This window comes from Microcoleus sp. S13_C5 (genome assembly GCF_036700845.1).
Taxonomy (GTDB): domain Bacteria; phylum Cyanobacteriota; class Cyanobacteriia; order Cyanobacteriales; family Microcoleaceae; genus Microcoleus.
Genome location: NZ_JAUBPR010000009.1, coordinates 1 through 21,034 on the forward strand (window position 1 = coordinate 1; position 21,034 = coordinate 21,034).

Here is a 21,034-nt window from a genome sequence, read left to right on the forward strand (position 1 = left end):
CTTTGATAATTTTCGAGAACGCGTATTAGCTTGCTTTTCTAATTAGATAAAAATATCACCGCAACTTCAGGAGAGCCGTGTATTTCATAAACCTGGAATACGCAGTATATCAAATCCTCGCATCATTTGTGAATTTCTTGCTCCCTCCCCTTGGGTTCGGGGAGGGTTGAGGTGGAGTAAAAAGTTTACGACTCCTGCAAAAATTGCTTTAGCTCTCCTGCGATGATTATGGGATGTTTGATTTCACCCTTTTTAAATTTGCCAACAGTCTCTTGAAATCGCCCGCAATTCTCAATCGCCTGCGATTCTTCAACCCGCAAATTTTAAAATCCGCATTTTTAACCCCCAATTTCAAGCACTATTTTACCGGTTACTGAGCCTGTTTCTAACAGTTCGTGAGCGGCTTGCGCTTCTTCGAGAGGGAAAGTTGTGCTAACGTGAATTTTTAACAAGTTGCGATCGCACAAACGAGTACACTTCTGCAAAATATGAGCCTGCTGTTCCTGTTCCTCCACCAAACCTTCCAGCATAGGTGTTAACATTAATTCCAGACTAATTCTCAGATTCCGCATTCTCGCTGTTTTCAAATTGCCCAAAGCTGGATCGGGTTCCAAAATTGTTACCAAATCTCCATAAATCTTCACAGCCGGAATAGTTTGGTAAAAAGTTTCTCCCCCGACTGTATCGAAAGCCAAATCAACTCCTTGTCCTTGAGTCCAAGTCAAAACCTCATCGACAACATTGGTATTTTTGTATAAAATAACTGAATCTGCACCTAGGTGCTTGACAAAATTGGCTTTTTCCTCAGAACTAACAGTCGTGCAAACCTCTGCCCCCTGCAACTTCGCCAACTGTACCGCGACGTGGCCGACACCGCCGGCACCAGCTTGAACCAGCACTTTTTGGCCGCCTTGCAAGCGCCCTCGATCGTACAGCGATTCCCAAGCTGTAATTAAAACTAACGGTGCCGCCGCCGCCTCAGCAAAACTTAAAGCAGCAGGCTTGAGGGCGAGAAAGCGTTGGTCTACAACGGCAAACTCAGCGTAAGTACCGATCGACCCGCCCAAACCGCCATTGCAGAAAAAAACCTCGTCTCCCACTTGGAAACTTTGCACACCAGCACCGACAGCCTCTACGACTCCAGCACCGTCGCACCCCAAAACGTGAGGAGTTTTCTCGGGGTAAAAAGTGCCGCGCGATCGCAACTTAGTATCTATCGGATTGATACCCGCCGCTCGCAACCGCACCAAAACATCTGTTTCTGTTTGTATAGTAGGGGCGGGGATATCTTGCACTTTCAATACGGACGGGCTTCCGGGGGTTTGAAAAACGATGGCTTTCATCATGGGTGTTACACTAGATCAGATAATCCCTAGACTTTATTGTATATTGCTTAGCAAAGCAACAAAAAACTTTTCGTTTATCCCCAAAATTATGAGGGTTGTTGAAAGACCTTACATAGATCGGTCGCATCATTTTTATAAACAGTTTGATGACTTATTATTACTGTCCAGAAATCTAAACGACAATGGTAAATATTTATGAGGAAACACTTTTTCACTTCGGAACTTAAAGTTAGTGAGCCTAGAATTATCACACAGTTATTTGCCATCTTAAAACCTAGACACGGCTCTAAATCATTCCCTGCTAAAATTAGGAATCAAGTTCTCAAACAAGTTGTTCACGATTGGGAGGATTGCCAAAAGTCAAGAAGAGCTTATGACCGATATCTACCTCGATTTTCATTCCTCCCCAGCATACCCCAATACCAACCTAAAATCTGGGGACGTAACTTGTTAAGTCGTGATAACCCATCGATAGAAAAAAGGGGAGGTGACAAAAATAAGGGACTATTTCATTTATTTCAAAATGGCATAATAATTTCTACAAAATTCCCAAATGTCATAAAGGTAAGGATAGGTCTTGAAACAGCGCTCTACCTTGTTGAGGTTGCCCATCAAAAACTTGTAACCTTGGTGGATTTAAATTGCCATCTCAGAGCAGGTATAGATTTAGGGATGGATCACCTCGTCGCTTTGGCATCGAATAAGCCAACATTTATTCCAACTATCTATGATAAAAAACATCTCAAATCAATCAATCAAGGTTTCAATCAGCGCCGAGCATTTTTACTGTCAAAAATTGACCCGGGAAAATCTACCACGCGCCAAATCCAGCAAATCACCTTTAAGCGAAACAAACGATTAGAAAACTACCTTCATCAAACCAGCAGTTGGATTGTCAAGCGGTTGGTGGATGAGAAAATCGTGCAGCTAGTTATTAGCACAAAAATCGGGGGGAAACAAAATATAGAATCAGGAAAAAAAACGAATCAGACTTTTGTAGTAATTCCTCACACCCAGATCCTAAAAATTATTACTGACAAAGCTGAGTTACTGCGTATCAAGGTAACAGTTACACAAGCATATTATACAAATAAGTGCAGATTTGGGGATTTAGAGCCTGTCGGTAAGCAAGAGTCTTACCAGGGTAAGAGAGGTAAACTTGGGTGGTTTCGGTCTTTGAATGAAAGTCGGATTAATGCTGATGTGAATGCAGCGTTAAATATGATTATAAAAGTCAACGTAAACTCACCCTTAGAGGAGTGCCACAACCGTATATATGTGTTTGCAATTTCACCGGTGCGGGTTGAGCCTGTACCAAAAGAATCACAAAAAGTTCGGGAATGTCAAGGATTGCCCGGTTTTTTGTCAACTGTTAACTCTCCTGTCGCCTTCACGGCGATCTGACCTTGTATTCGTTACCCATCCGTGACGATACTTAGTTATTTTTAAATAGATTGGCTTCAGATAACTACAATAATTGTCGAGCGGTGCTAATCGATGTTCGAGCTAGATTTATTTTTTTACTTTGAGATTCTTGCATATCTTCTGGGATTATCGACGACTTTAGCCTTGGTGTCCGCGATTTATCTCAAGTGGCACCGAAGGCATTCCAGTCTACCGCTAGGCCAAAAGCAACGGCAGTTGGCAGAATTAAAGCCCGACGATTTATCTGCGGGATTGAAAATGTGGAAAAACTTTTTGATTTTCCCCAACTCAAATCTGTGGCCGGCAACTGACAGCTTCTTGGGTAAAGTTTTAGGTATGGGCCGCGCTGTATTCTTGGCCAAGCAACAGTGCCTAACTGTGAATTCTTCGCCTCTTTTGGAGCCGGGAACTAGCAAAACGCTAAGTCTGAGCATTTCGGGTTCGCTGGGAGACAATCCCCCTTGCCCGAATGCCGAGAATTCTCCCAAAGTTACTGCTTCCGAGCAATTGGAGGAAGATTTGTTGGGCGAAATCCTAGCAGGTACTGATTCGCCGGGGGGAGCAGAATTCTTTGATGCCTTAGTTTGCCACTTAGCCTCAGCACTCGGAGTTCGCACCGCCGTCGTTGCCAAATCGATTAAGTCGAAGACACGCACCGATGCTGCTGCCGATAGATTGCAAGTTATCAGTTTTTGGAGCGACGGACAGCAGCAGCCAAACTTTGAGTGCGACACCGCCAATACTCCCGAAGCGCGGGTGCTGGAGGAGGGAATGTATTCCTGTCTAGACAACCTCTGGGAAACCTTTCCAGAAGACCGCAGACCGATAGTTACAGGTGCGCGCAGTTTCCTGGGAGTCTTGCTGAAAAACTCTTACGGCGAACCTTTAGGCATTATTTGTATTTTCCACGATCGACCCCTGGTGGAAGCACATCTTGCCAAATTCCGATTAATTCTCAGCATCTTTGCGGGACGCGCCGCCGCCGAATTAGAGCGGCAGCGCCTAGAAGCAGCACTGTCCACTGTAGAAGCGAAATACTGCGCCCTGGTAGAACAAATGCCCGCTGTCACCTACATTTCTCCCCTCAACCGCAAGGCTGCCAAACTTTACATCAGCCCGCAAATCGAGACTTTTCTAGGTTATTCTGTAGCTGAATGGAGAGCAGATCCCGACCTGTGGCTGAAACTCGTTCACCCAGAAGACCGTGACCGCGTGTTAGTTGAAAATGCCACACAGAAATTCAGCGAGGGAGAAGATATCTTCTGCGAGGGGTCGCTGGTTTCAGAATACCGCGCGATCGCCCGCAACGGTCGAGTCGTCTGGTTCCGTGATCAAGCGACCGCAGTTCGCGATGAAGCAAGCAAGTCCGTAATCCTTCAGGGCGCAATGTTTGATATCACAGAGACTAAAGTAGCTGCTAGCGCGCTGCTAGAAAGCGAATACCGCTATTACACCTTGGCAAAAATACTGCCGGTCGGGATTTTCCGCGCCGACGCTGCTGGAGATTGCTTGTACGTCAATGAGCGATTTTTGGAGATGGCGGGATTGACTGCGCCAAAGGCACTAGGCGAAGGTTGGGCGCAAAGTTTGCATCCCGAAGACCGCGAGCGTGTTTTGAGCCAGTGGTATTGCGCTGTCACAGACAAGTTGCCATGTAAGTTAGAGTACCGCTTTTGCAACGGTGACTTCACAACCTGGGTATTTTGGCAAGCAGTGCCAGAAATGACCAAAAGCGGGGAAGTTCTAGGCTATCTTGGCACGTTGACCGATATCACCGATCGCAAGCAGGCCGAATTCGCCCTGCAACAGGCGGAAGAGAAATACCGCAGTATCTTTGAAAATGCGATCGAAGGCATTTTCCAGACAACGGCCGACGGACGCTACCTCAGCGCTAACCCTGCTTTGGCGAGAATTTACGGCTACGAGTCGGCCGCCGACTTGATCGCGAATATCCAAGACATAGACCGCCAACTTTACCTCGATCCCAACCGCCGCGTCGAGTTTTTGCGCGCGATCGAAAAACACGGTTTTGTGTCAGAGTTCGAGTCGCAAGTTTACCGCGCTGACGGCACTACTATCTGGGTTTCCGAGAACGGCCGGGCAGTTCGCGACCCTGACGGAAATTTACTTTACTACGAAGGCACTGTCGAAGATATTACCCTCCGCAAAATAGCAGAAGATAAGTTAGTACACGATGCTTTGCACGATATGCTAACCGGTTTGCCCAACCGAGCTTTATTTATGGATCGCTTGGGGCACGCGCTCAATCTTTCAAAACGCCGCCCCGAGATTTTGTTTGCGGTGCTGTTTATCGATCTTGATCGCTTTAAGGTTGTTAACGACAGTTTGGGGCATTTAGTGGGCGATCGGTTGCTGATTGCGATCGCGCAGCGCCTGGGAATCTGTTTGCGCGCTGGAGATACCGTTGCCCGTCTCGGCGGCGACGAATTCGCTATTTTGCTGGAAAATATCAAAAGCACCGAGGATGCGATCCAGATTGCGGAACGAGTGCAGGCGGAACTGGCACAGCCTTTTTACCTTAACGAGTATCAAGTTTTTACCAGTGCTAGCATTGGGATTGTTTGTTCTGGTGTTCCTCCGTATCCAACGGAAACCAGCAAACTGTCGAGCCCCGAAAATCTGGGAAATATCGATCGGGAAACTTCTTTGTCTTGCTTATCTTCCGACTCTCCTGTTCCCAATGTCCCGTTGTCCATATTGTACGATCGGCCTGAAGAACTGCTCCGAGATGCAGATGCTGCCATGTATCATGCTAAGGGATTGGGCAAAGCTCGCCACGAAGTTTTTGACTTAAGTATGCACACTCGCGCCGTCGCCCTTTTGCAACTGGAAAACGACCTGCGACGCGCTTTAGACTCCCAGGAATTTCAGCTTTACTATCAGCCCATCGTCTCTCTAGTTACCGGTAGAATCAGCGGTTTTGAAGCGCTGATGCGGTGGTATCACCCGCAGCGGGGTATCGTATCTCCTGGCGAGTTTATTTTAGTAGCTGAAGAAACTAGATTGATTATACCTATGGGCTGGTGGATGATGCGATCGGCTTGTCATCAGATCCACGAGTGGCACCAAAAATTTCCAGCAAATCCGCCGTTGACTGTCAGTGTCAACCTTTCTAACCAACAATTTAAACAACCGGATTTAATCGATCGCATTCGCGAAATTTTACAAGAAACTCAGCTTGACCCCCGCACTTTAAAGGTAGAAATTACTGAAGGCGTCATCATGGACAATGCCGAATCAGCAGTCGCTATCCTCGCGGAATTGAAAAATTTAGAAATTCAATTATATATTGACGATTTCGGAACTGGCTATTCTTCTTTGAGCCGCCTGCACACTTTTCCAACTGATGCTTTAAAAATTGATCGAGCTTTTGTCAGTCGCATGACTGAAGATGAAGGGAACGAAGCTATTGTACAGACTATTTTAATTTTAGCCAGTCATTTAGGTATGGATGTAATTGCTGAAGGAATCGAAACCAGCGAACAGCTTAATTTACTCAGAGCACTGCAATGCGAATACGGACAAGGATACTTTTTCTCAAAGCCGATAGACAGCATCGCAGCCACACTTTTGATAGAAAGTCAACCCAAATGGTAATTTGACTGTTAACTGTTGACTGTTGACTGTTAACCTTTGGTTTTTTGTTTGAGTGAGTTAAGATAAGCATTAAGTTTTGGTGAAAGTTCATTTAATAAGGGATGCAGGCGATCGCTCTGTTCTTGAGTTAAAAGATTTCGAGCTCCGTCAAGTCTTAACCAGTGTCTTGTTTCGTTTAAGGAGCCCAAGAGCAATTTTCACAAAACGCTGATTATCTTGGCAGCTATAGCGTCCATGTCCTTCTGCAATATTAGCACCAACACTATCAGCCGATCGCACTATTTGTTTGCCCATCGTATCCTTCGCAAAGTCGTCCTATTTTTTAACAATAAACCATATTTCGTTTGATATTTTTTCAGCTCATTAATAAACTTGTAGCTGTTGGAAGCTTTCCATCTTAGCTCCTTTAACATAGTTGATGGCAAACCATTAACCGTCAACAGTCAACTACCAACAGTCAACCGTCAACAGTCAACAGTCAACTTCCTTAAACTTTCGCTTCCAAAGACTTGAGAAACTCAGTATTTACCCCCGACTCCCGCGTCAGGGCAATTTTCCCAGTACGAGCAATTTCCTTAATCCCAAATCTATTCAGAACCTGGACGATCGCCACCATTTTACCGGGATCTCCGACAACTTCCAATGTCAGCGTATCATCACCAATATCCACCACGCGGGCTCTGAAAATTTGAGCTAACTCAATTATCTCCGATCGCGTCCCGCTAGCAGCATTAACTTTCAGCAACATCAACTCCCGTTCCACACAGGGAATTTCCGTTATATCCTGAACTTTAAGCACGTTAATCAACTTGTACAGTTGCTTGGTCAACTGCTCGATAACCTGGTCATCTCCGGGTACAACCATTGTAATCCGAGATATTCCCACTTGCTCCGCCGGGCCAACGGCGAGACTTTCAATATTAAAACCCCGACGGGCAAACAAACCAGCAATTCGAGTGAGGACACCCGCTTCATCTTCAACTAAAACCGAAAGAGTGTGTTTCATTTCTCCAAAAAGACGCATTTCGTGCAATTCTACTTTCGCCAATTCGCCTTTTAGCAGAAGTGCACGCCCATTGAACCTGCATTAGACATTTTATCGCGAGTTATATCATTTCCGGTTACACCGGAATGATGTTGACTGTTTACGGTTGAGTGTTGACTGTTCACGGCGTCAACACTCAACACTCAACGCCGTCAACAGTGAACTCGAATTTACTATTCCGATGCTAACGGATTTGATATTATTCGCTGTTCATCTGCGGGAAAAAACAATATATTAAGCTGTGGGGGCCAGAGTCACCTCCGATCGACAATACCACTCATCGATCAGCCTAAATCCGCCCCCACCCGCTTATTTTTGTCGATCGCACCCACATGAGCTAAGTTTTTTTGTGTACGCAACGACACAATTCCTCGCTCGAATAAAAAGTTTTCAGGTCTTGTCGCTGACGCGGACTGAAATTTTGAGATTAATTAATCTCAAAATTCCTTCATAGAAAAACCCGGTGTTGCAGAGATGGCATCTGGCGGCGGACTTGTTCTAGTCTATCGGGATTAATTTCTGCGATCGCCACACCCGGTTCCTCTCCAGCATCCGCCAAAACCACACCCCAAGGATCTATAATCATCGCGTGACCGTGTGTTTGACGGCGACCGTAGTGGCGGCCAGTTTGTGCAGGGGCAATCATATAACAAGTATTCTCGATCGCCCTAGCTTGCAACAAAACCTTCCAGTGATCCTTGCCAGTGTAAGCAGTAAACGCCGCGGGCACGAACAAAATATCCGCCCCCTTGTACGACAAATGCCTGTACACTTCCGGGAACCGCACGTCATAGCACACAGAAAGTCCCAGCGTCCCCAACTCCGGCGACACATAAACCGATGGCAAATCTTCACCAGCTTTCACAGTGTTCGATTCCCTGTAAGTAATGCCGTCGGGAACATCCACATCGAACAAATGTACTTTTTGGTACCTTGCCACTTCAGTGCCATTTGGGTCTACCAGCAAACAAGTATTGTATACCTTCCCCCCTGGAGTCGGCACTGGAAATCCGCCGCCCAGAATCGTTACCTGGAAGCGTTGGGCCATCGTTTTGAGGAATTTTTCGCTTTGGAGTCCGATCGCCTCTGCTTGAGCAATCTTTTCCTCCTCTTCTCCCATAAACGAGAAATTTTCTGGTAAGGAAACTAACTCCGCACCCCGACGTACTGCCAGGTCGATTAATTCCTCTGCCTGAACCAAATTTTTTTGCAGGTCAGGCAAGCTAGTCATTTGAATTGCTGCGGCGAGATAAGACTTCATCGATTCAAAATATTAGTCATTAGTCATTAGTCATTAGTCATTAGTCATTAGTCATTAGCCATTAGTCATTAGTCATTGCGAACTAATTTGATAACTAAATAGTTTAGATCCTGGGCTTTTACCCATTTATGCGCTGGTCTTGCACCAACTACTCTCGTTTGAGAGCTTTGATGTTTGAGCTTTAAATTAACCTGTAACTCATCACTCAAAACTCAAAACTCTCAACTTTTTTCTCCTAGGTTTTGCAACCTAATTTCCTTCAAATCTTAAGGCATCGGATGGAAAAGCAGGTCGGGGAAAAAGCGGTTAAATTCAATTAAAGCCGCGCCTTGAATAGAGAGCCAAAGGATAGCCAATACTGGGGCGGTCGAAAGAAACTTGACAAAATATTGCATGAATTCTGCTCCTGAAAATTCGAGACAGTTGGTAATTGCCGATCGGTCTAGGGCTAATTGCTAATTTCTAGTTAATTACTTAACTGTTAGCTATTAGCTCTTCTCCATTTCCCAATTTTAGCGGGGGGAAACAGTAATTTCGTCGTCCTTCGCAAACATTTCACCACTGGTGATTGATGTGAGAGCTGCCAGAGGCCATAAAACGCCGCTCAGCATACATTTGATTGCCAAAGGAACGTCGATAATAATCTCTTTTTCCTCTGGGGTTGCTGATTTTTTGGTAACTTGCAGATAAGAACGGCCTACCCAACCAATCCAACCAGCCATATACAAGAACAGTATGCTAGGAATCAAAAAGTCCCCTGCTTTGCTCAAGTTGCCGTCTACGATTAAGTGCGGGTATCCTTCTGGGCCGCACATAGCTTGAGAATAGCGATCGAATCTTGCTTTCGCAGATGCGGGGTCGCCATTCGTAGAACGTGCATTTTTAGCCAGTTCCTTGAATTCGGGAGAGTCTTTGCACGGCACTAAATTGTAAGCCGAAGCAACTGGAGCAAAACTGAACCAGACACTCAACACTAAAATTGCAGCAAACAATCGTCGCATGGAATTGTTTCCTTTTGTTACAAAACAATAAGTTTTTGTACAAGCATTTCAACTTGCCGATCTGGAATCCAGATGATTGTGTTTGTTGACAGTGTAAAGTATCCATCATTGATGCGGCAAAGCCCAATAGAATGAGGGATTCCCGTTTTCATAGGTCAATGCTGAGCTAGCAATACCGTGAGGATATTCCTTCATTGCATCAGATGATGGTCTTAGCTGTCGATCGGGCAAAAATCCCTTAACAATAACCTGAGTACAGGTAGAGCGGGGGACTTGCGCCGAATTAGTTAAGCTAGCAATAACTAACCTATCAAATAAAATTACCAGTTAATGGCAACCATTTTCGCAATCGAAACAAGTTGTGACGAAACAGCAGCAGCAATTGTTAAGAATCGTCAAGTTTGCAGCAATGTTGTAGCATCGCAAATTAAAATCCACGAGCAGTATGGCGGGGTAGTGCCGGAAGTGGCTTCGCGGAGTCACCTAGAAATGCTCAATCAGGTAATTGCCCAGTGTCTCGGTGAAGCAAACCTGAGTTGGTCAGAAATTGACGGCATTGCAGCGACTTGTGCTCCCGGTTTAGTAGGTGCATTGTTAGTCGGGCTGACAGCGGCGAAAAGCTTGGCAATAGTCCATCAAAAACCTTTTTTAGGCGTCCACCACCTCGAAGGGCACATCTACGCTTCTTACCTTACCGAACCCGACTTGCAGCCACCGTTTTTGTGTTTGTTAGTTTCCGGGGGACATACTAGCTTTATTTACGTCAAAGATTGCGGCGTTTACGAAACTGTAGGACAAACACGCGACGACGCCGCCGGCGAAGCTTTTGATAAAGTCGCGAGACTGTTGCAGCTAGGATATCCCGGCGGGCCGCTGATTGACAAATTGGCGGCCCTTGGGAATCCCCAAGCATACCCTCTACCAGAAGGCAGAATTTCCTTGCCAGGTGGCGGCTACCATCCCTACGACAGTAGTTTTAGCGGCTTGAAAACTGCTGTTTTGCAATTAGTGCAGAAACTCAAGAAACAAAATAACAATGTGGGTGAGGAAGGCATCTTGTCTGCCTCTACAATTAATGATATTGCGGCCAGCTTTCAGGAAACTGTAGCTAAGGGTTTAACAAAAAGAGCGATCGACTGCGCCGTAAATTTCGGGCTTACCACTATTGTAGTCGGCGGGGGAGTTGCAGCAAACAGCGGACTCCGAAAACACTTACAAGCAGCAGCAGCAAAACACAACTTGCGGGTATTGTTTCCGCCATTAAAATATTGTACAGACAACGCAGCAATGATTGGCTGTGCGGCGGCAGAACACTTGCAGCGAGGACACACATCACCGCTGACTTTGGGAGCAAATTCGCGGATGGCTGTCAGCGATATTATGGAACTGTACAAGAGTCATTAGTTATTAGTCATTAGTCATTAGTCATTAGTTAAGAGTCAACAGTCAACAGTTAACAGTCAACAGTCAACAGTTAACAGTCAACAGTCAACAGTTAACAGTCAACCAAACGATGAAAATCCGCGACGCAGAAGAAAGCGATTTGCCAGCAATTGTTCAAATATACAACGCAGCAATACCGGGCAGAATGGCCACAGCCGATTTAAAACCAGTCTCAGTCGAAAGCCGCCTCCCGTGGTACAGAGAACACTCCCCCAATTCCTGGCCAATTTGGGTAATGGAATCAGAACAAAATATTGTTGGCTGGCTGAGTTTGCAGATTTTCTACGGACGCGCTGCCTATCAGCATACAGCAGAAGTTAGCATCTACGTCGCACCCGATCGCCAACGCTGCGGAATCGGACAAAATTTATTGCAATCGGCAATTGTGCGGAGTCCTGAATTGAAGCTTAAAAATCTCATAGGAATAATTTTTGCTCACAATCAGCCGAGTGTAAGATTGTTTGAGAAATTTGGCTTTCAGCGGTGGGGATATATGCCACAAGTTGCCGAACTTGACGGCTTTGAAAGAGATGTCGTAATTCTGGGTTTGCGTTGTCTGTAGGGACACCGCAATGCTTTTTATCGTGTTAACTTAAGATTAAAAACCTTTGTATCTCTCGCTTATAGCCGAGGCCAGATCCCCCTAAATCCCCCTTAAGAAGGGGGACTTTGAATGATCTTTATTTTCCCCCTTCTTAACGGGACGAAATAGAAGACTCTTTCCAGTTAAAAAGGGAGACTTAAAACACTCTTGTCCCCCCCTTTTTAAGGGGGGTTAGGGGGGATCTGGACTCAGCTACAAGCGAGATTTTCCCAAGCAAAATCGGCCCAGACGATCTGATGTTTGCTCAATCTGCTAAAATTGTAATTTCATCCAAAGATGCGATCGCCACATCAGCATTTTCCAAATGACTAACCTGGGCCTTTCCCCAACAAATCCCGATACAGCCAGCCGCGCCCGCATTTTTACCCATTTGAATATCGCCCGCTGAATCTCCCACCATCAAAGTTGCTGCGGGATTTACTCCGAGTTTCTCACAAGCTTGCAAAAACAATTTTGGATCGGGTTTATGAACCGTTGAATCAACTCCCATTTCTAACTGAATGTAGTCAGCTAATGCGTGGTGTTTCACAAATTTCTGCACAACTTCCGTTGTAGCAGCCGAAAGAATGCCCAGCTTCAAACCCGCTTCCGAAAGATATTTTAGCACTTCCAAACTGCCGACAAATAAAGGAGAAACAGCACTATTTTTAAACATTTCGTCAGCTTCGTCAAAAGCGCGGCGCGCAATAGTTAAAGATTCCAGCCATCCCCTGCCGGTTTCGGCGATGTATCCCGCCGCCACAATCTCATTTTCCCTACGACTACCGACTGCTAGCAAGCCTGTGGGGTCGATGCTGCCAGCTTCGATGCCGAAAGCCATTTGTAAAGGCTCTCCAACGCCCGGAATTTGAGCGTCTGCGAGGCGCGCTCGCTTCATTCCCAACAGTCTCAAAAATTCTTGAGAATCCTCTAGAGTGCCGTCTTTGTCAAAGATTACGGCTTGGATATTCGAGAAGGTAATACCCCGACATTTAATAGTTACCAAGAATCTGAACTCCGTAATTTTTATATTTTTTTATATCTTCCCATATTGCGCTATTTTTAGCAATTGTTTTTAGCGCAACATAACTCTCTTGTCCCCCCCTTATTAAGGGGGGCTAGGGGGGATCTGGCCTTAACTATTAGGAGATATATCGTACTCTTGTCCCCCCCCTTATTAAGGAGTGTTAGGGGATATCTGGCCCTAAGAATGACGATCGCACGCACCCAACAACTCCTGACAAACTCCCTCGAAACACTGCAACACATCAACATTCGTAAACCTGACAACTTGCAGTCCATACCCCTCGAAAATCCCTGTTCTTTCCGCATCATATTGTTTCCCCTGTTCAGTAAAATGACTCTCGCCATCAACCTCAATTACCAATCTTAAAGCAGCACAATAAAAATCTACAATAAAATTGTCGATCGGCCGCTGTCTCAAAACTCTAAAAGGGAAATTTCTCAGAAAATCTTCCCAAAGTTTCTTTTCGGCTGGAGTGGGATTTTTCCGAAGTTCCTTAGCGATAGGGATGAGTTTTGGGTTGTAAGGTAGGTGGAAATTCGAGTCGTTTAATTTGGTCATCATCCTCCTAATCTCGGATCGATCCCCCCTAACCCCCCTTAAAAAGGGGGGGACATGAAGCACTCAAAGTCCCCCTTCTTAAGGGGGATTTAGGGGGATCTCCGGGGGACAAGAGTTTAACTGCCTAATCTAATCTCAAACATCATAAATCAACACTCCAAAATATTTAAAATCGTCCTACTAAATTAGCCACCATTAATCCTAGTACAACCGGCTCGATCGGCTTAACCATGTGCCTTTGAAAACCAGCTTCGATCGCTCTTTTGCGTTCTTTATCGCTCGCATAGGCAGTCAGCGCCGCGGCTGGGATTTCTCCTCCGGCTTCCGCAGCAAGAGCTCGCACTTCTCGAATTAAGAAATACCCATCTTCCTCTGGCATTCCGAGATCGGAGATTAGCACGTCATATCTGCGCGGATTTTCAGTCAAAGCAGCGATCGCACTTCTGGCAGATGCAACTGCCAAAACCTCAGCCCCATAGCCTTCAAGCACAAATTGTAAGAACTCGCGCGTATCGATCTGATCGTCTACGGCTAAGATGTGCAAGCCTTCGAGAGAGGGGACGCGATCACTAGAAACGTTTAAAGGCCCTACCAAAGCAGTTGACTTTAAATCGATCGCCGATGTCAACTCTGGAGGCAGCGATCGCAACGGCAATCTCACAGTCATTGTAGTTCCTTGTTCCTCACCCGGACTTTCGGCTTGCACCGTTCCCCCGTGCAATTCAACCAGGTGACGCACGATCGACAAACCCAATCCCAGCCCTTGATTTGCCTTAACGCTGCTGGCATCGCCTTGATGGAAACGATCGAAAATATACGGCAAAAATTCTGCCCCAATGCCTTTTCCCGTATCGCTGACTCGAAGTTGAGCATGATTCTCGATCGTCGATAGCATGATTTCCAGTCGTCCCCCCGCCGGAGTAAACTTAATCGCATTAGACAGAAGATTCCACACAACTTGCTGCAAGCGATTGATATCCCCTAAAACAGTCGTAGAAATCAACTGCGAAACAATTTGAATGTTTTTTGCTTCGGCTGATAATTCAACCCCCTCCAGCGCAGCTTGCACCACTAACCGCAGATCGATCGGACAAATGCACAGTTGAAGCTTACCACTCGTAATCCGGGAAATATCCAGGATATCTTCGATTAACTGAGATTGCGCTCTCGCGCTGCGCTCGATCACCTCTAAAGCCTTAGTAAAGGCTGGTTCCTTCAGTTTCCCCGAACGCAGAATTTGTGCCCAGCCCAGGATCGGAGTCAGGGGATTGCGTAATTCGTGGGAGAGATTCGCCAGAAATTCATCTTTACTACGGTTGGCTGTTTCTGCCTGGTGGCGGGCAAACTGTTCCTGCAGTAATAATTGCGATCGTACTGTCTCCAACTGCTTGCGCTCCGTGATATCCTCGATCGACAACAGAATCATTAAAGCTTGATCTTCTCGTTCAAGTTTACAAGCATTCAGCAGCATGGTTTTGGGCCCGATATTATCAAATAGGTGAGTCCACTCATAATCTTGAAGCTGAACATCACTAACCAGAATATCTTCCAGAATCCATCGCACTTGGGGGATATTCCACTGCCCGTTGCCTAGCTCAAACAGCGAAGATTTTGCTGTTTCTGACGGTGAAACCTGAAACATTTCATAGAACGAGCGATTTGCTTTATTCACGCGGAAATCAGCATCTAGGACGACTAAAGGCGTTTGCACAGTTTCCACAATGGTTTCAGCATAATTTCGGGCCTCATCCAAGGTTCTGGCACTGCGTTTAAGAGCATCGATATCCAGCAAAACCATCACCACACCGTCAATCTGGTTTTCTGTTGTCCGGTAAGGACGAATGCGGAGGTTGTACCAATATCCCGATAAAGTTTGAACTTCTTGTTCTTTCGTCTGGAGAGTATCAATCACCTCCAAAATCATCTGTTCCAAGTCAGCAACATTCAGAGTTGAGCGGATGTCGCTAAAGGGTCGTCCAACATCTGTGGGAATCACACTAAAAATTTGCTGGGCCGTTGGCGTAAAACGTCGAATCTGTAAATCGTTTGTCAGCATTAAGATAGGGATATTGATATTGGAAAGCAAATTTATCAGATCGTTATTGACCAGGCTTTGTTCAATATTTCGGCTGCGAAGTTCATCGTTAGTGGTAGTGAGTTCCTCGTTAGTGGCTTGAATCTCTTCTTTGGCAGTTTCTAACTCCTCATTGGTGCTTTGCAACTCCTCGTTGCTCGATAGGATTTCTTCGTTCGCAACTTTGAGGTCTTGGTTGAGACTTTCCTGATCCTGGATCACCGCTTGCAGTTGGGCTTGAGCCGCAGTTTTTTCTTGGTTAGCGGCTGCAAGTTGCTGCCTCAGCAGCTCAATTTCAGGATATAGATCCGCTTGATCTAAGCTTTCAGAAGTGAGGATGCTGAGGTTAAGCACCGTGGGTGAAACCTCTTCAAATAGCACCAAAAAGTAGCGTCCTTCGACGGCCTGTGGCTGGAAGGGAATCACCTCAAAATTGACGATACTCGATCGTCCGCCCGATTCAAGCAATACCCTTTCTTTCCTAATGGTTGCGTTCTGCGTTTGTGCCTGATAAATCGCGGTGCGAAGCTCAACCAGCAAGCCTGCCCTTGCCATTGCCAGCAAGTTTAAGTCGGGCGTTCCGGCTACCACTCTCAAGTAAGGATCGATGTCTCCCCGCACTTGCAGGATTTTCATCTGCTCGTTGACAACCACACTGGCTGGGGCATATCGATTTAAAATCAGTTGGTCAGTTTCTTGTTGTAAATCCAAGCTATTCGTAAAATTGTCCTTCACTTCCTGCCGTTCAGGTGCTTTAACGACGGGATAGGAACTCAGCGTAAACGAAAAATTGGGACGAGTCGCATTCAACTTTTTGGCATAAATTTTAGACTTTTTATCCACTGAAGTAAACAAGTAGGAAAATTCTCCGGTACTCTCAGAAGTGCCTAACAGGAGAAAGCCCGTTGGCTTAAGACTGTAATGGAAAATCGGCATCACTTTTTTTTGCAATGACTCTCCCAAGTAGATCAGCACATTCCGACAGCTAACTAAATCGATATTGGAAAAAGGCGGGTCGCTGCCTAAGTCTTGTCGGGCAAATACACAAAGTTCGCGGACTGCCTTGCTGATTCTATAGCTACCTCCTACTTCGGCAATAAAGAAGCGAGTACGTCGTTCTGGTGAAACATCTACCATCTGGTTTTCTGAGTAGACGCCAGACCTCGCTTTGCCGATCGCCTGTTCGCCAATGTCCGTGGCAAAAATCTGGATCGGTGGCTGGATGGCTCGATCGCCCAAAAACTCTAACAAGCAAATGGCGATCGAATAAACTTCTTCACCTGTCGAACATCCTGCCACCCAAATCCGAATCGGAGTTTCTGCCGATTTATTTTGGGTAATCGTGGGGAAAACCAGTTCTTTTAACTTTTCAAATGCTTCGGGATCGCGAAAGAAACTGGTAACGTGGATCAGGATTTCTTCATACAGGGCTGTGACTTCAGCCGAATTGTGTCGAAGATGTTGGGCGTAATCATCCAAGCTTTCCAGCTTGTACAACACCATCCGTCGCTGGATGCGTCGAGCGATCGTGGTGGGTTTGTAGTGGCTAAAATCAACGCCTGTGGTGGATTTCAGCAGCGCAAAAATAGTGGCCAGGGCATCTCCCTGTTCGGGCGATTCCTCAACTTTTGTCATGGGAAGCGGGCCAGTGAGAAGGGGATTGTGACTATAGTTTGCCAGTTCCTCGGCAATTTTTTCCGGTGGCAGAACGAAATCGACATTGCCTGTGGCAACAGCGGTATTCGGCATACTATCGAATTTTGCTGTGTCTTGACATTGAGCAAAAGTCATGCCTCCGGCTGCTTTGATGGCCTTGAGCCCGAGTGAACCGTCTCCGTCTCCCCCGGATAAAACTACGGCGATTGCTTTGTGTCCGCGATCGAGCGCCAATGAGGTAAAAAACGCATCTCCCGGCATATATTTGCCATAAATCTTCTCGCGCGGTGATAGTTGCAGCACGCCTTTATATACCACCATCTTGGTGTTGGGCGGAATAACGTAGACTTGATTGGGCTCTACAGCTACGCCGTCTTCTACCTCATTAACAGGCATTTGCGTCGTTCTCGCGAGAATCTCGCTCAGCAGACTTTTGTGATTGGGGTCTAAATGCTGAATCAGCACAAACGCCATACCCGTATCTGTCGGTAAATGGCTCAGTAACTGCGTGAATGCTTCCAAACCTCCTGCTGAGGCGGCAATCCCAACAATGGGAAACGGGGCATCGGTTTCGGCTAATTGTTCGCAATCGAGGGCGGCTGGTGCGATCGATTCGAGTGTATTTTCTGGAGATAATTGAGGAGAAGTCATAATATGAAGTCCTCGACTTCAGTTATTTAGGAGCCAACATATTTGCTAAGCGTCTGGCTCAGTAATTCGGACTATTTGTATCAAAGCCTACTTGAGCTATCGGCATTATGAAGATCCTTTAAGGATGACCTACACTGTGGGAGCCATGATCTGAGCGCTCTCGAACAACTCTATCTGCTGTTGCGGCGATCGTAACGAGAGGCTGGCAATAACCAAGTAGTATATCTGCTTTTGTACTTAGCTTTTTTCAGCGACAAGTGTAGCAGACAGCGGGATTACTGATTCCATATTAATTCTAGCAGTATAAGCGACTTGTGCGCCTTGTATTCCTTTTAAATCTTCTACTCGTTTGTGAATTTCGGACACTCCAGCAGCTTTTAATGCTGTTAAAAATGCTTCGTCGCTGTAAACATCTTCGGAAAAAGAAACTTCGTCACTTTTAGAAAGATTTTGAATGCGGGCGGCTTTGTTGACTGTAGAGCCAAAATAGTCGATCGAATTATTAAGATTTACCAGCAAAGCCGTACCTCGGTGAATGCCAATCCTGACTTGAATCCACTCTTGTGGTTGGCGAGTGGAGTTATACTCTCTCAAACAGCCTACAGCACCAGCGACAGCCATAATTGCTTGTTCGTTGCTGATAAAGGAAGCCATGACAGCATCGCCGATGGTTTTAATTACTTTTCCGCCAAATTTCTCGATCGAGTCAAAGAAAATTTCAAAATGATCGCGCACAATATTGTAAGCTTTGGTATCTCCCAGTGTTTCGTACATTCTGGTAGAACCAGTAATATCAGTAAACATAATAGTAATCGCCCGAATCTTGACTCGCTCTCTTTCCGATATTACTTGATCGCCGAACAAACGCTTATAATCCGGGTGATGAAGCAGTTGCATTCCTGATAGCCGCAGGGGCAGTTGTTCTACTGTCAATTCATCGGGCAATTCATCTGAATGCAAAATCAGCCCCGACAAATTGTGTTCGGCATTAGTTAATTCTATCTTGACTTTTCCCGGACGCACGGCAAGCTCTTTTTTATCGAAATCTGGGCCGGCTAACTGCTGGAGTTTAATTTCTTGTATCTCTTCTGTTTCTGGGCCTTCAACCTTTAAAATCCCTTTAGCTAAAGTCAGGGGACAGCAGTAGCGGTATCTACCTTTTTCTAAGGTGACAGTCTCGGATTCGGTGCAGTATAAAGGCGTTACCAGTTGCAGTTTGCTCTGGAGTACGGGAGGGGGAGCGCAGACGGGCCGCAGTTGCGGGTCTTCGATTTCTTTGTTTAGGGAAAAAGTAACTTCGACACGATCGAGCAAATCAATTTTAAACTCGCGCTCGCACATCGGGCAAAAAGACATTTCTGATGTGTCTGCCAAATCCTTAAATTCTTCTGTAATCATGTTGCAGTGGGGGCAGTGAATATCCCAGTGCAAGTCGAAGGCACCGGCTATCACTCCGTGCAGAAATTCGGAAGTAATTTTTTTAACATTCTTGACTGTATCGCCTGCTACGTAGTAAGGATTAATTCTCAATCTTTGCAAAATGTGGGAACCGGTTAACCAGTTTTCGATTTGGTCGATCGTTCCTTTGCTACAATTGGGACGTTTTTTTAGCTGTTCTAATTTTTCTTTTAATAGTTCGATGTTCATAATCCACTTGCCTTTGACCGTCAGGGCAAGAAATTTATAAGAATTTTGTTGTATAATTTGCTCGTCTGGTTGGTTCTGCAGTGAGAATTCTGATGAGCTTGCACCTGTGCCGATGTCTCTGATCTTTATAAATCTTAACAAATTAGCACCAGGAAGGCGATGCCTATTTAGGCAGATTGATCGCGCTGTCACTTTTTTTAATTCAAAGTGCGATCGCTGCATCCGTCTACAGAAATATCTTAAATCTGGGTAATTAAGAATGGGGAATTGGCAATTGGGAATTGGCAATTGTCAACCACCGAGAAGCGACTAATGACTAATAACTAACTCAAAAAAAAAGAGGGAATTTTCCCTCTTTTAATTGCACTAACTGCGATGTTATTCTTCCGTCGCAGGAGGGATTTCTTCCTCTACATCTAATACTGCTTCGGGTGCTGCTTCAGGTGCTGCTTCAGGTGCTGCTTCAGGTGCTACTTCCGGCAGATCCTCTTCCATTGCTGAGGGTACATCTTCGAGTATTTCGTCGGAGAGCTCATCATCAGCATCGATCGAGTCTACAGGAATGTCTATGCCTGCTTTAGCTTGCTTTTGAGCGAGCATTTTCTCGCGGAACTTAGCTGCCATTTCCTCAGCTTTTTCGTATACCAATTCGCGATTTTTGACCATCGCGCCCGGTTCCGGTTCCAACTGCTTGGTGGAGAGAGAAATCCGGCCCCTCTCGGCATCCAAGTCAATGATCATCACTTTCACTTCGTCGTTGACATTGAAGACGCTATGAGGCGTATCGATGTGATCGTGCGAAATTTCCGAGATGTGCAGCAAGCCGCTGACGCCGCCGATGTCGATAAAGGCACCGTAAGGCTTGATACCGCGTACTGTACCGATGACGACTTCCCCGACTTCGAGGCGGTTCATCTTGCGCTCAACTAAGGCGCGACGATGACTCAACACTAGGCGGTTGCGGTCTTCGTCTACCTCTAAGAATTTTAATGGTAATTCTTCGGCGACTAATTCTTCCTTCGGTTTGCGGGTACTTATATGAGAACCGGGAATAAAGCCTCGCAAGCCTTCTATTCTCACGAGTGCGCCGCCGCGGTTGGTGGCAAATACTTGCGATCGTACTGTGGCATCTTCTGCTTGCAGTTGTCGCACTCTTTCCCACGCCCGCATATATTCGATGCGCCGGATGGACAGGGTTAATTGTCCGTCTTCATTTTCATCGGTTAGAATGAAAAATTCTCTGGTTTCGTTTGATTGCAATACCTCTTCAGGGCTTTCCACTCGATTGATGGACATTTCCTGAATGGGAATGTACGCTGCTGTTTTAGCACCGATATCAATCAGAGCGCCCCTCGGTTCTATACTAAAAACTGTACCCGCTACTACATCGCCCGGGCTAAAGTGATAGTCATATTTATCAAGTAGGGCTGCAAAATCTTCGTGAGTAAAGCCGATGTCTTTGACTGTGGTTTTGAGATTGACCATGCGAATAGTTTCCTAGGATTTCTCTCCTTCATGTTTTTCGTTTGTGCCGGCAGATATTAGAGATTTTGGTTAAAAAGCGATTAACTTTTTTCAAAATCTTTTACTAAAGTCAGTTGTTGCTAACTTTTGCCAGGTGCAACTGCACACCAGCGCTTGCCATTACTGTTACTCCATACTCTGTGTTAAAACGTTGAATCTTAACATTCCGAGTCAA

The 21,034-nt window shown here is 45.8% G+C and carries 16 protein-coding genes; 4 read left to right on the forward strand and 12 right to left on the reverse strand.

What is annotated here, in order from left to right:
- Positions 1 to 338: 338 nt before the first annotated feature.
- A complete protein-coding gene (locus QUA04_RS04310; protein WP_333254220.1) occupies positions 339 to 1,343 on the reverse strand; it encodes a zinc-dependent alcohol dehydrogenase family protein in 1,005 nt (334 codons plus the stop codon).
- Positions 1,344 to 1,541: 198 nt separating this feature from the next.
- Between QUA04_RS04310 and QUA04_RS04315 the strand changes: the two genes are divergently transcribed.
- Positions 1,542 to 2,750, forward strand: a complete 1,209-nt coding sequence (locus QUA04_RS04315) for a transposase (RefSeq protein ID WP_333254102.1) — start codon at positions 1,542 to 1,544, stop codon at positions 2,748 to 2,750.
- A 237-nt stretch (positions 2,751 to 2,987) separates the two neighbouring features.
- The gene (locus QUA04_RS04320; protein ID WP_333254104.1) at positions 2,988 to 6,389 is read left to right on the forward strand and encodes an EAL domain-containing protein; all 3,402 of its coding nucleotides are present in this window, start codon (positions 2,988 to 2,990) and stop codon (positions 6,387 to 6,389) included.
- 29 nt (positions 6,390 to 6,418) lie between these two features.
- Here the strand turns inward: QUA04_RS04320 and QUA04_RS04325 are convergent, their stop codons facing one another.
- The 6 genes from QUA04_RS04325 to QUA04_RS04350 all read right to left on the reverse strand — a co-directional run bounded on the left by QUA04_RS04325 (position 6,419) and on the right by QUA04_RS04350 (position 9,696).
- Positions 6,419 to 6,583 carry a four helix bundle protein gene (locus QUA04_RS04325; protein WP_333254107.1) on the reverse strand — a complete coding sequence of 55 codons (165 nt, stop codon included), beginning with the start codon at positions 6,581 to 6,583 and terminating at the stop codon, positions 6,419 to 6,421.
- A complete protein-coding gene (locus QUA04_RS04330) occupies positions 6,537 to 6,683 on the reverse strand; it encodes a four helix bundle protein (protein ID WP_333254109.1) in 147 nt (48 codons plus the stop codon). Before QUA04_RS04330 ends, QUA04_RS04325 begins: the two co-directional genes overlap by 47 nt.
- 193 nt (positions 6,684 to 6,876) lie before the next feature.
- Positions 6,877 to 7,395, reverse strand: a complete 519-nt coding sequence (gene ilvN / locus QUA04_RS04335; protein WP_333189202.1) for an acetolactate synthase small subunit — start codon at positions 7,393 to 7,395, stop codon at positions 6,877 to 6,879.
- Between the two features lie 487 nt (positions 7,396 to 7,882).
- A complete protein-coding gene (locus QUA04_RS04340) occupies positions 7,883 to 8,695 on the reverse strand; it encodes a carbon-nitrogen hydrolase family protein (protein ID WP_333254112.1) in 813 nt (270 codons plus the stop codon).
- A gap of 266 nt (positions 8,696 to 8,961) precedes the next feature.
- Positions 8,962 to 9,090, reverse strand: coding sequence for a photosystem I reaction center subunit IX (gene psaJ / locus QUA04_RS04345; RefSeq protein WP_106151078.1), 129 nt, complete (start codon positions 9,088 to 9,090; stop codon positions 8,962 to 8,964).
- A gap of 117 nt (positions 9,091 to 9,207) precedes the next feature.
- A complete protein-coding gene (locus QUA04_RS04350; protein ID WP_333172718.1) occupies positions 9,208 to 9,696 on the reverse strand; it encodes a Photosystem I reaction center subunit III in 489 nt (162 codons plus the stop codon).
- Between the two features lie 330 nt (positions 9,697 to 10,026).
- Between QUA04_RS04350 and tsaD the strand changes: the two genes are divergently transcribed.
- A complete protein-coding gene (tsaD, locus tag QUA04_RS04355) occupies positions 10,027 to 11,100 on the forward strand; it encodes a tRNA (adenosine(37)-N6)-threonylcarbamoyltransferase complex transferase subunit TsaD (RefSeq protein WP_333254114.1) in 1,074 nt (357 codons plus the stop codon).
- 109 nt (positions 11,101 to 11,209) lie between these two features.
- Positions 11,210 to 11,701, forward strand: a complete 492-nt coding sequence (locus tag QUA04_RS04360) for an N-acetyltransferase family protein (RefSeq protein ID WP_333254116.1) — start codon at positions 11,210 to 11,212, stop codon at positions 11,699 to 11,701.
- Between the two features lie 286 nt (positions 11,702 to 11,987).
- On the opposite strand, the gene QUA04_RS04365 is transcribed toward QUA04_RS04360, so the two are convergent.
- The 5 genes from QUA04_RS04365 to QUA04_RS04385 form a co-directional block, all read right to left on the reverse strand.
- Positions 11,988 to 12,728, reverse strand: coding sequence for an HAD family hydrolase (locus QUA04_RS04365; protein ID WP_333254118.1), 741 nt, complete (start codon positions 12,726 to 12,728; stop codon positions 11,988 to 11,990).
- 198 nt (positions 12,729 to 12,926) lie between these two features.
- A complete protein-coding gene (locus QUA04_RS04370; protein ID WP_333159538.1) occupies positions 12,927 to 13,310 on the reverse strand; it encodes an endonuclease domain-containing protein in 384 nt (127 codons plus the stop codon).
- Between the two features lie 163 nt (positions 13,311 to 13,473).
- The gene (locus tag QUA04_RS04375; protein ID WP_333254120.1) at positions 13,474 to 17,688 is read right to left on the reverse strand and encodes a chemotaxis protein CheB; all 4,215 of its coding nucleotides are present in this window, start codon (positions 17,686 to 17,688) and stop codon (positions 13,474 to 13,476) included.
- A 237-nt stretch (positions 17,689 to 17,925) separates the two neighbouring features.
- A complete protein-coding gene (locus QUA04_RS04380; protein WP_333254122.1) occupies positions 17,926 to 19,335 on the reverse strand; it encodes an adenylate/guanylate cyclase domain-containing protein in 1,410 nt (469 codons plus the stop codon).
- Positions 19,336 to 19,713: 378 nt separating this feature from the next.
- The gene (locus QUA04_RS04385; protein WP_333254124.1) at positions 19,714 to 20,820 is read right to left on the reverse strand and encodes a 30S ribosomal protein S1; all 1,107 of its coding nucleotides are present in this window, start codon (positions 20,818 to 20,820) and stop codon (positions 19,714 to 19,716) included.
- Positions 20,821 to 21,034 lie beyond the last annotated feature (214 nt).

What these genes read in the sequence shown, in the direction of transcription:
- QUA04_RS04310 (WP_333254220.1), bottom strand. Translation starts at nt 1,343, where the DNA reads ATGAAAGCCATCGTTTTTCAAACCCCCGGAAGCCCGTCCGTATTGAAA.
- QUA04_RS04315 (WP_333254102.1), top strand. Translation starts at nt 1,542, where the DNA reads ATGAGGAAACACTTTTTCACTTCGGAACTTAAAGTTAGTGAGCCTAGA.
- QUA04_RS04330 (WP_333254109.1), bottom strand. Translation starts at nt 6,683, where the DNA reads ATGGGCAAACAAATAGTGCGATCGGCTGATAGTGTTGGTGCTAATATT.
- ilvN (WP_333189202.1), bottom strand. Translation starts at nt 7,395, where the DNA reads ATGAAACACACTCTTTCGGTTTTAGTTGAAGATGAAGCGGGTGTCCTC.
- QUA04_RS04340 (WP_333254112.1), bottom strand. Translation starts at nt 8,695, where the DNA reads ATGAAGTCTTATCTCGCCGCAGCAATTCAAATGACTAGCTTGCCTGAC.
- psaJ (WP_106151078.1), bottom strand. Translation starts at nt 9,090, where the DNA reads ATGCAATATTTTGTCAAGTTTCTTTCGACCGCCCCAGTATTGGCTATC.
- QUA04_RS04350 (WP_333172718.1), bottom strand. Translation starts at nt 9,696, where the DNA reads ATGCGACGATTGTTTGCTGCAATTTTAGTGTTGAGTGTCTGGTTCAGT.
- tsaD (WP_333254114.1), top strand. Translation starts at nt 10,027, where the DNA reads ATGGCAACCATTTTCGCAATCGAAACAAGTTGTGACGAAACAGCAGCA.
- QUA04_RS04360 (WP_333254116.1), top strand. Translation starts at nt 11,210, where the DNA reads ATGAAAATCCGCGACGCAGAAGAAAGCGATTTGCCAGCAATTGTTCAA.
- QUA04_RS04370 (WP_333159538.1), bottom strand. Translation starts at nt 13,310, where the DNA reads ATGATGACCAAATTAAACGACTCGAATTTCCACCTACCTTACAACCCA.
- QUA04_RS04375 (WP_333254120.1), bottom strand. Translation starts at nt 17,688, where the DNA reads ATGACTTCTCCTCAATTATCTCCAGAAAATACACTCGAATCGATCGCA.
- QUA04_RS04380 (WP_333254122.1), bottom strand. Translation starts at nt 19,335, where the DNA reads ATGAACATCGAACTATTAAAAGAAAAATTAGAACAGCTAAAAAAACGT.
- QUA04_RS04385 (WP_333254124.1), bottom strand. Translation starts at nt 20,820, where the DNA reads ATGGTCAATCTCAAAACCACAGTCAAAGACATCGGCTTTACTCACGAA.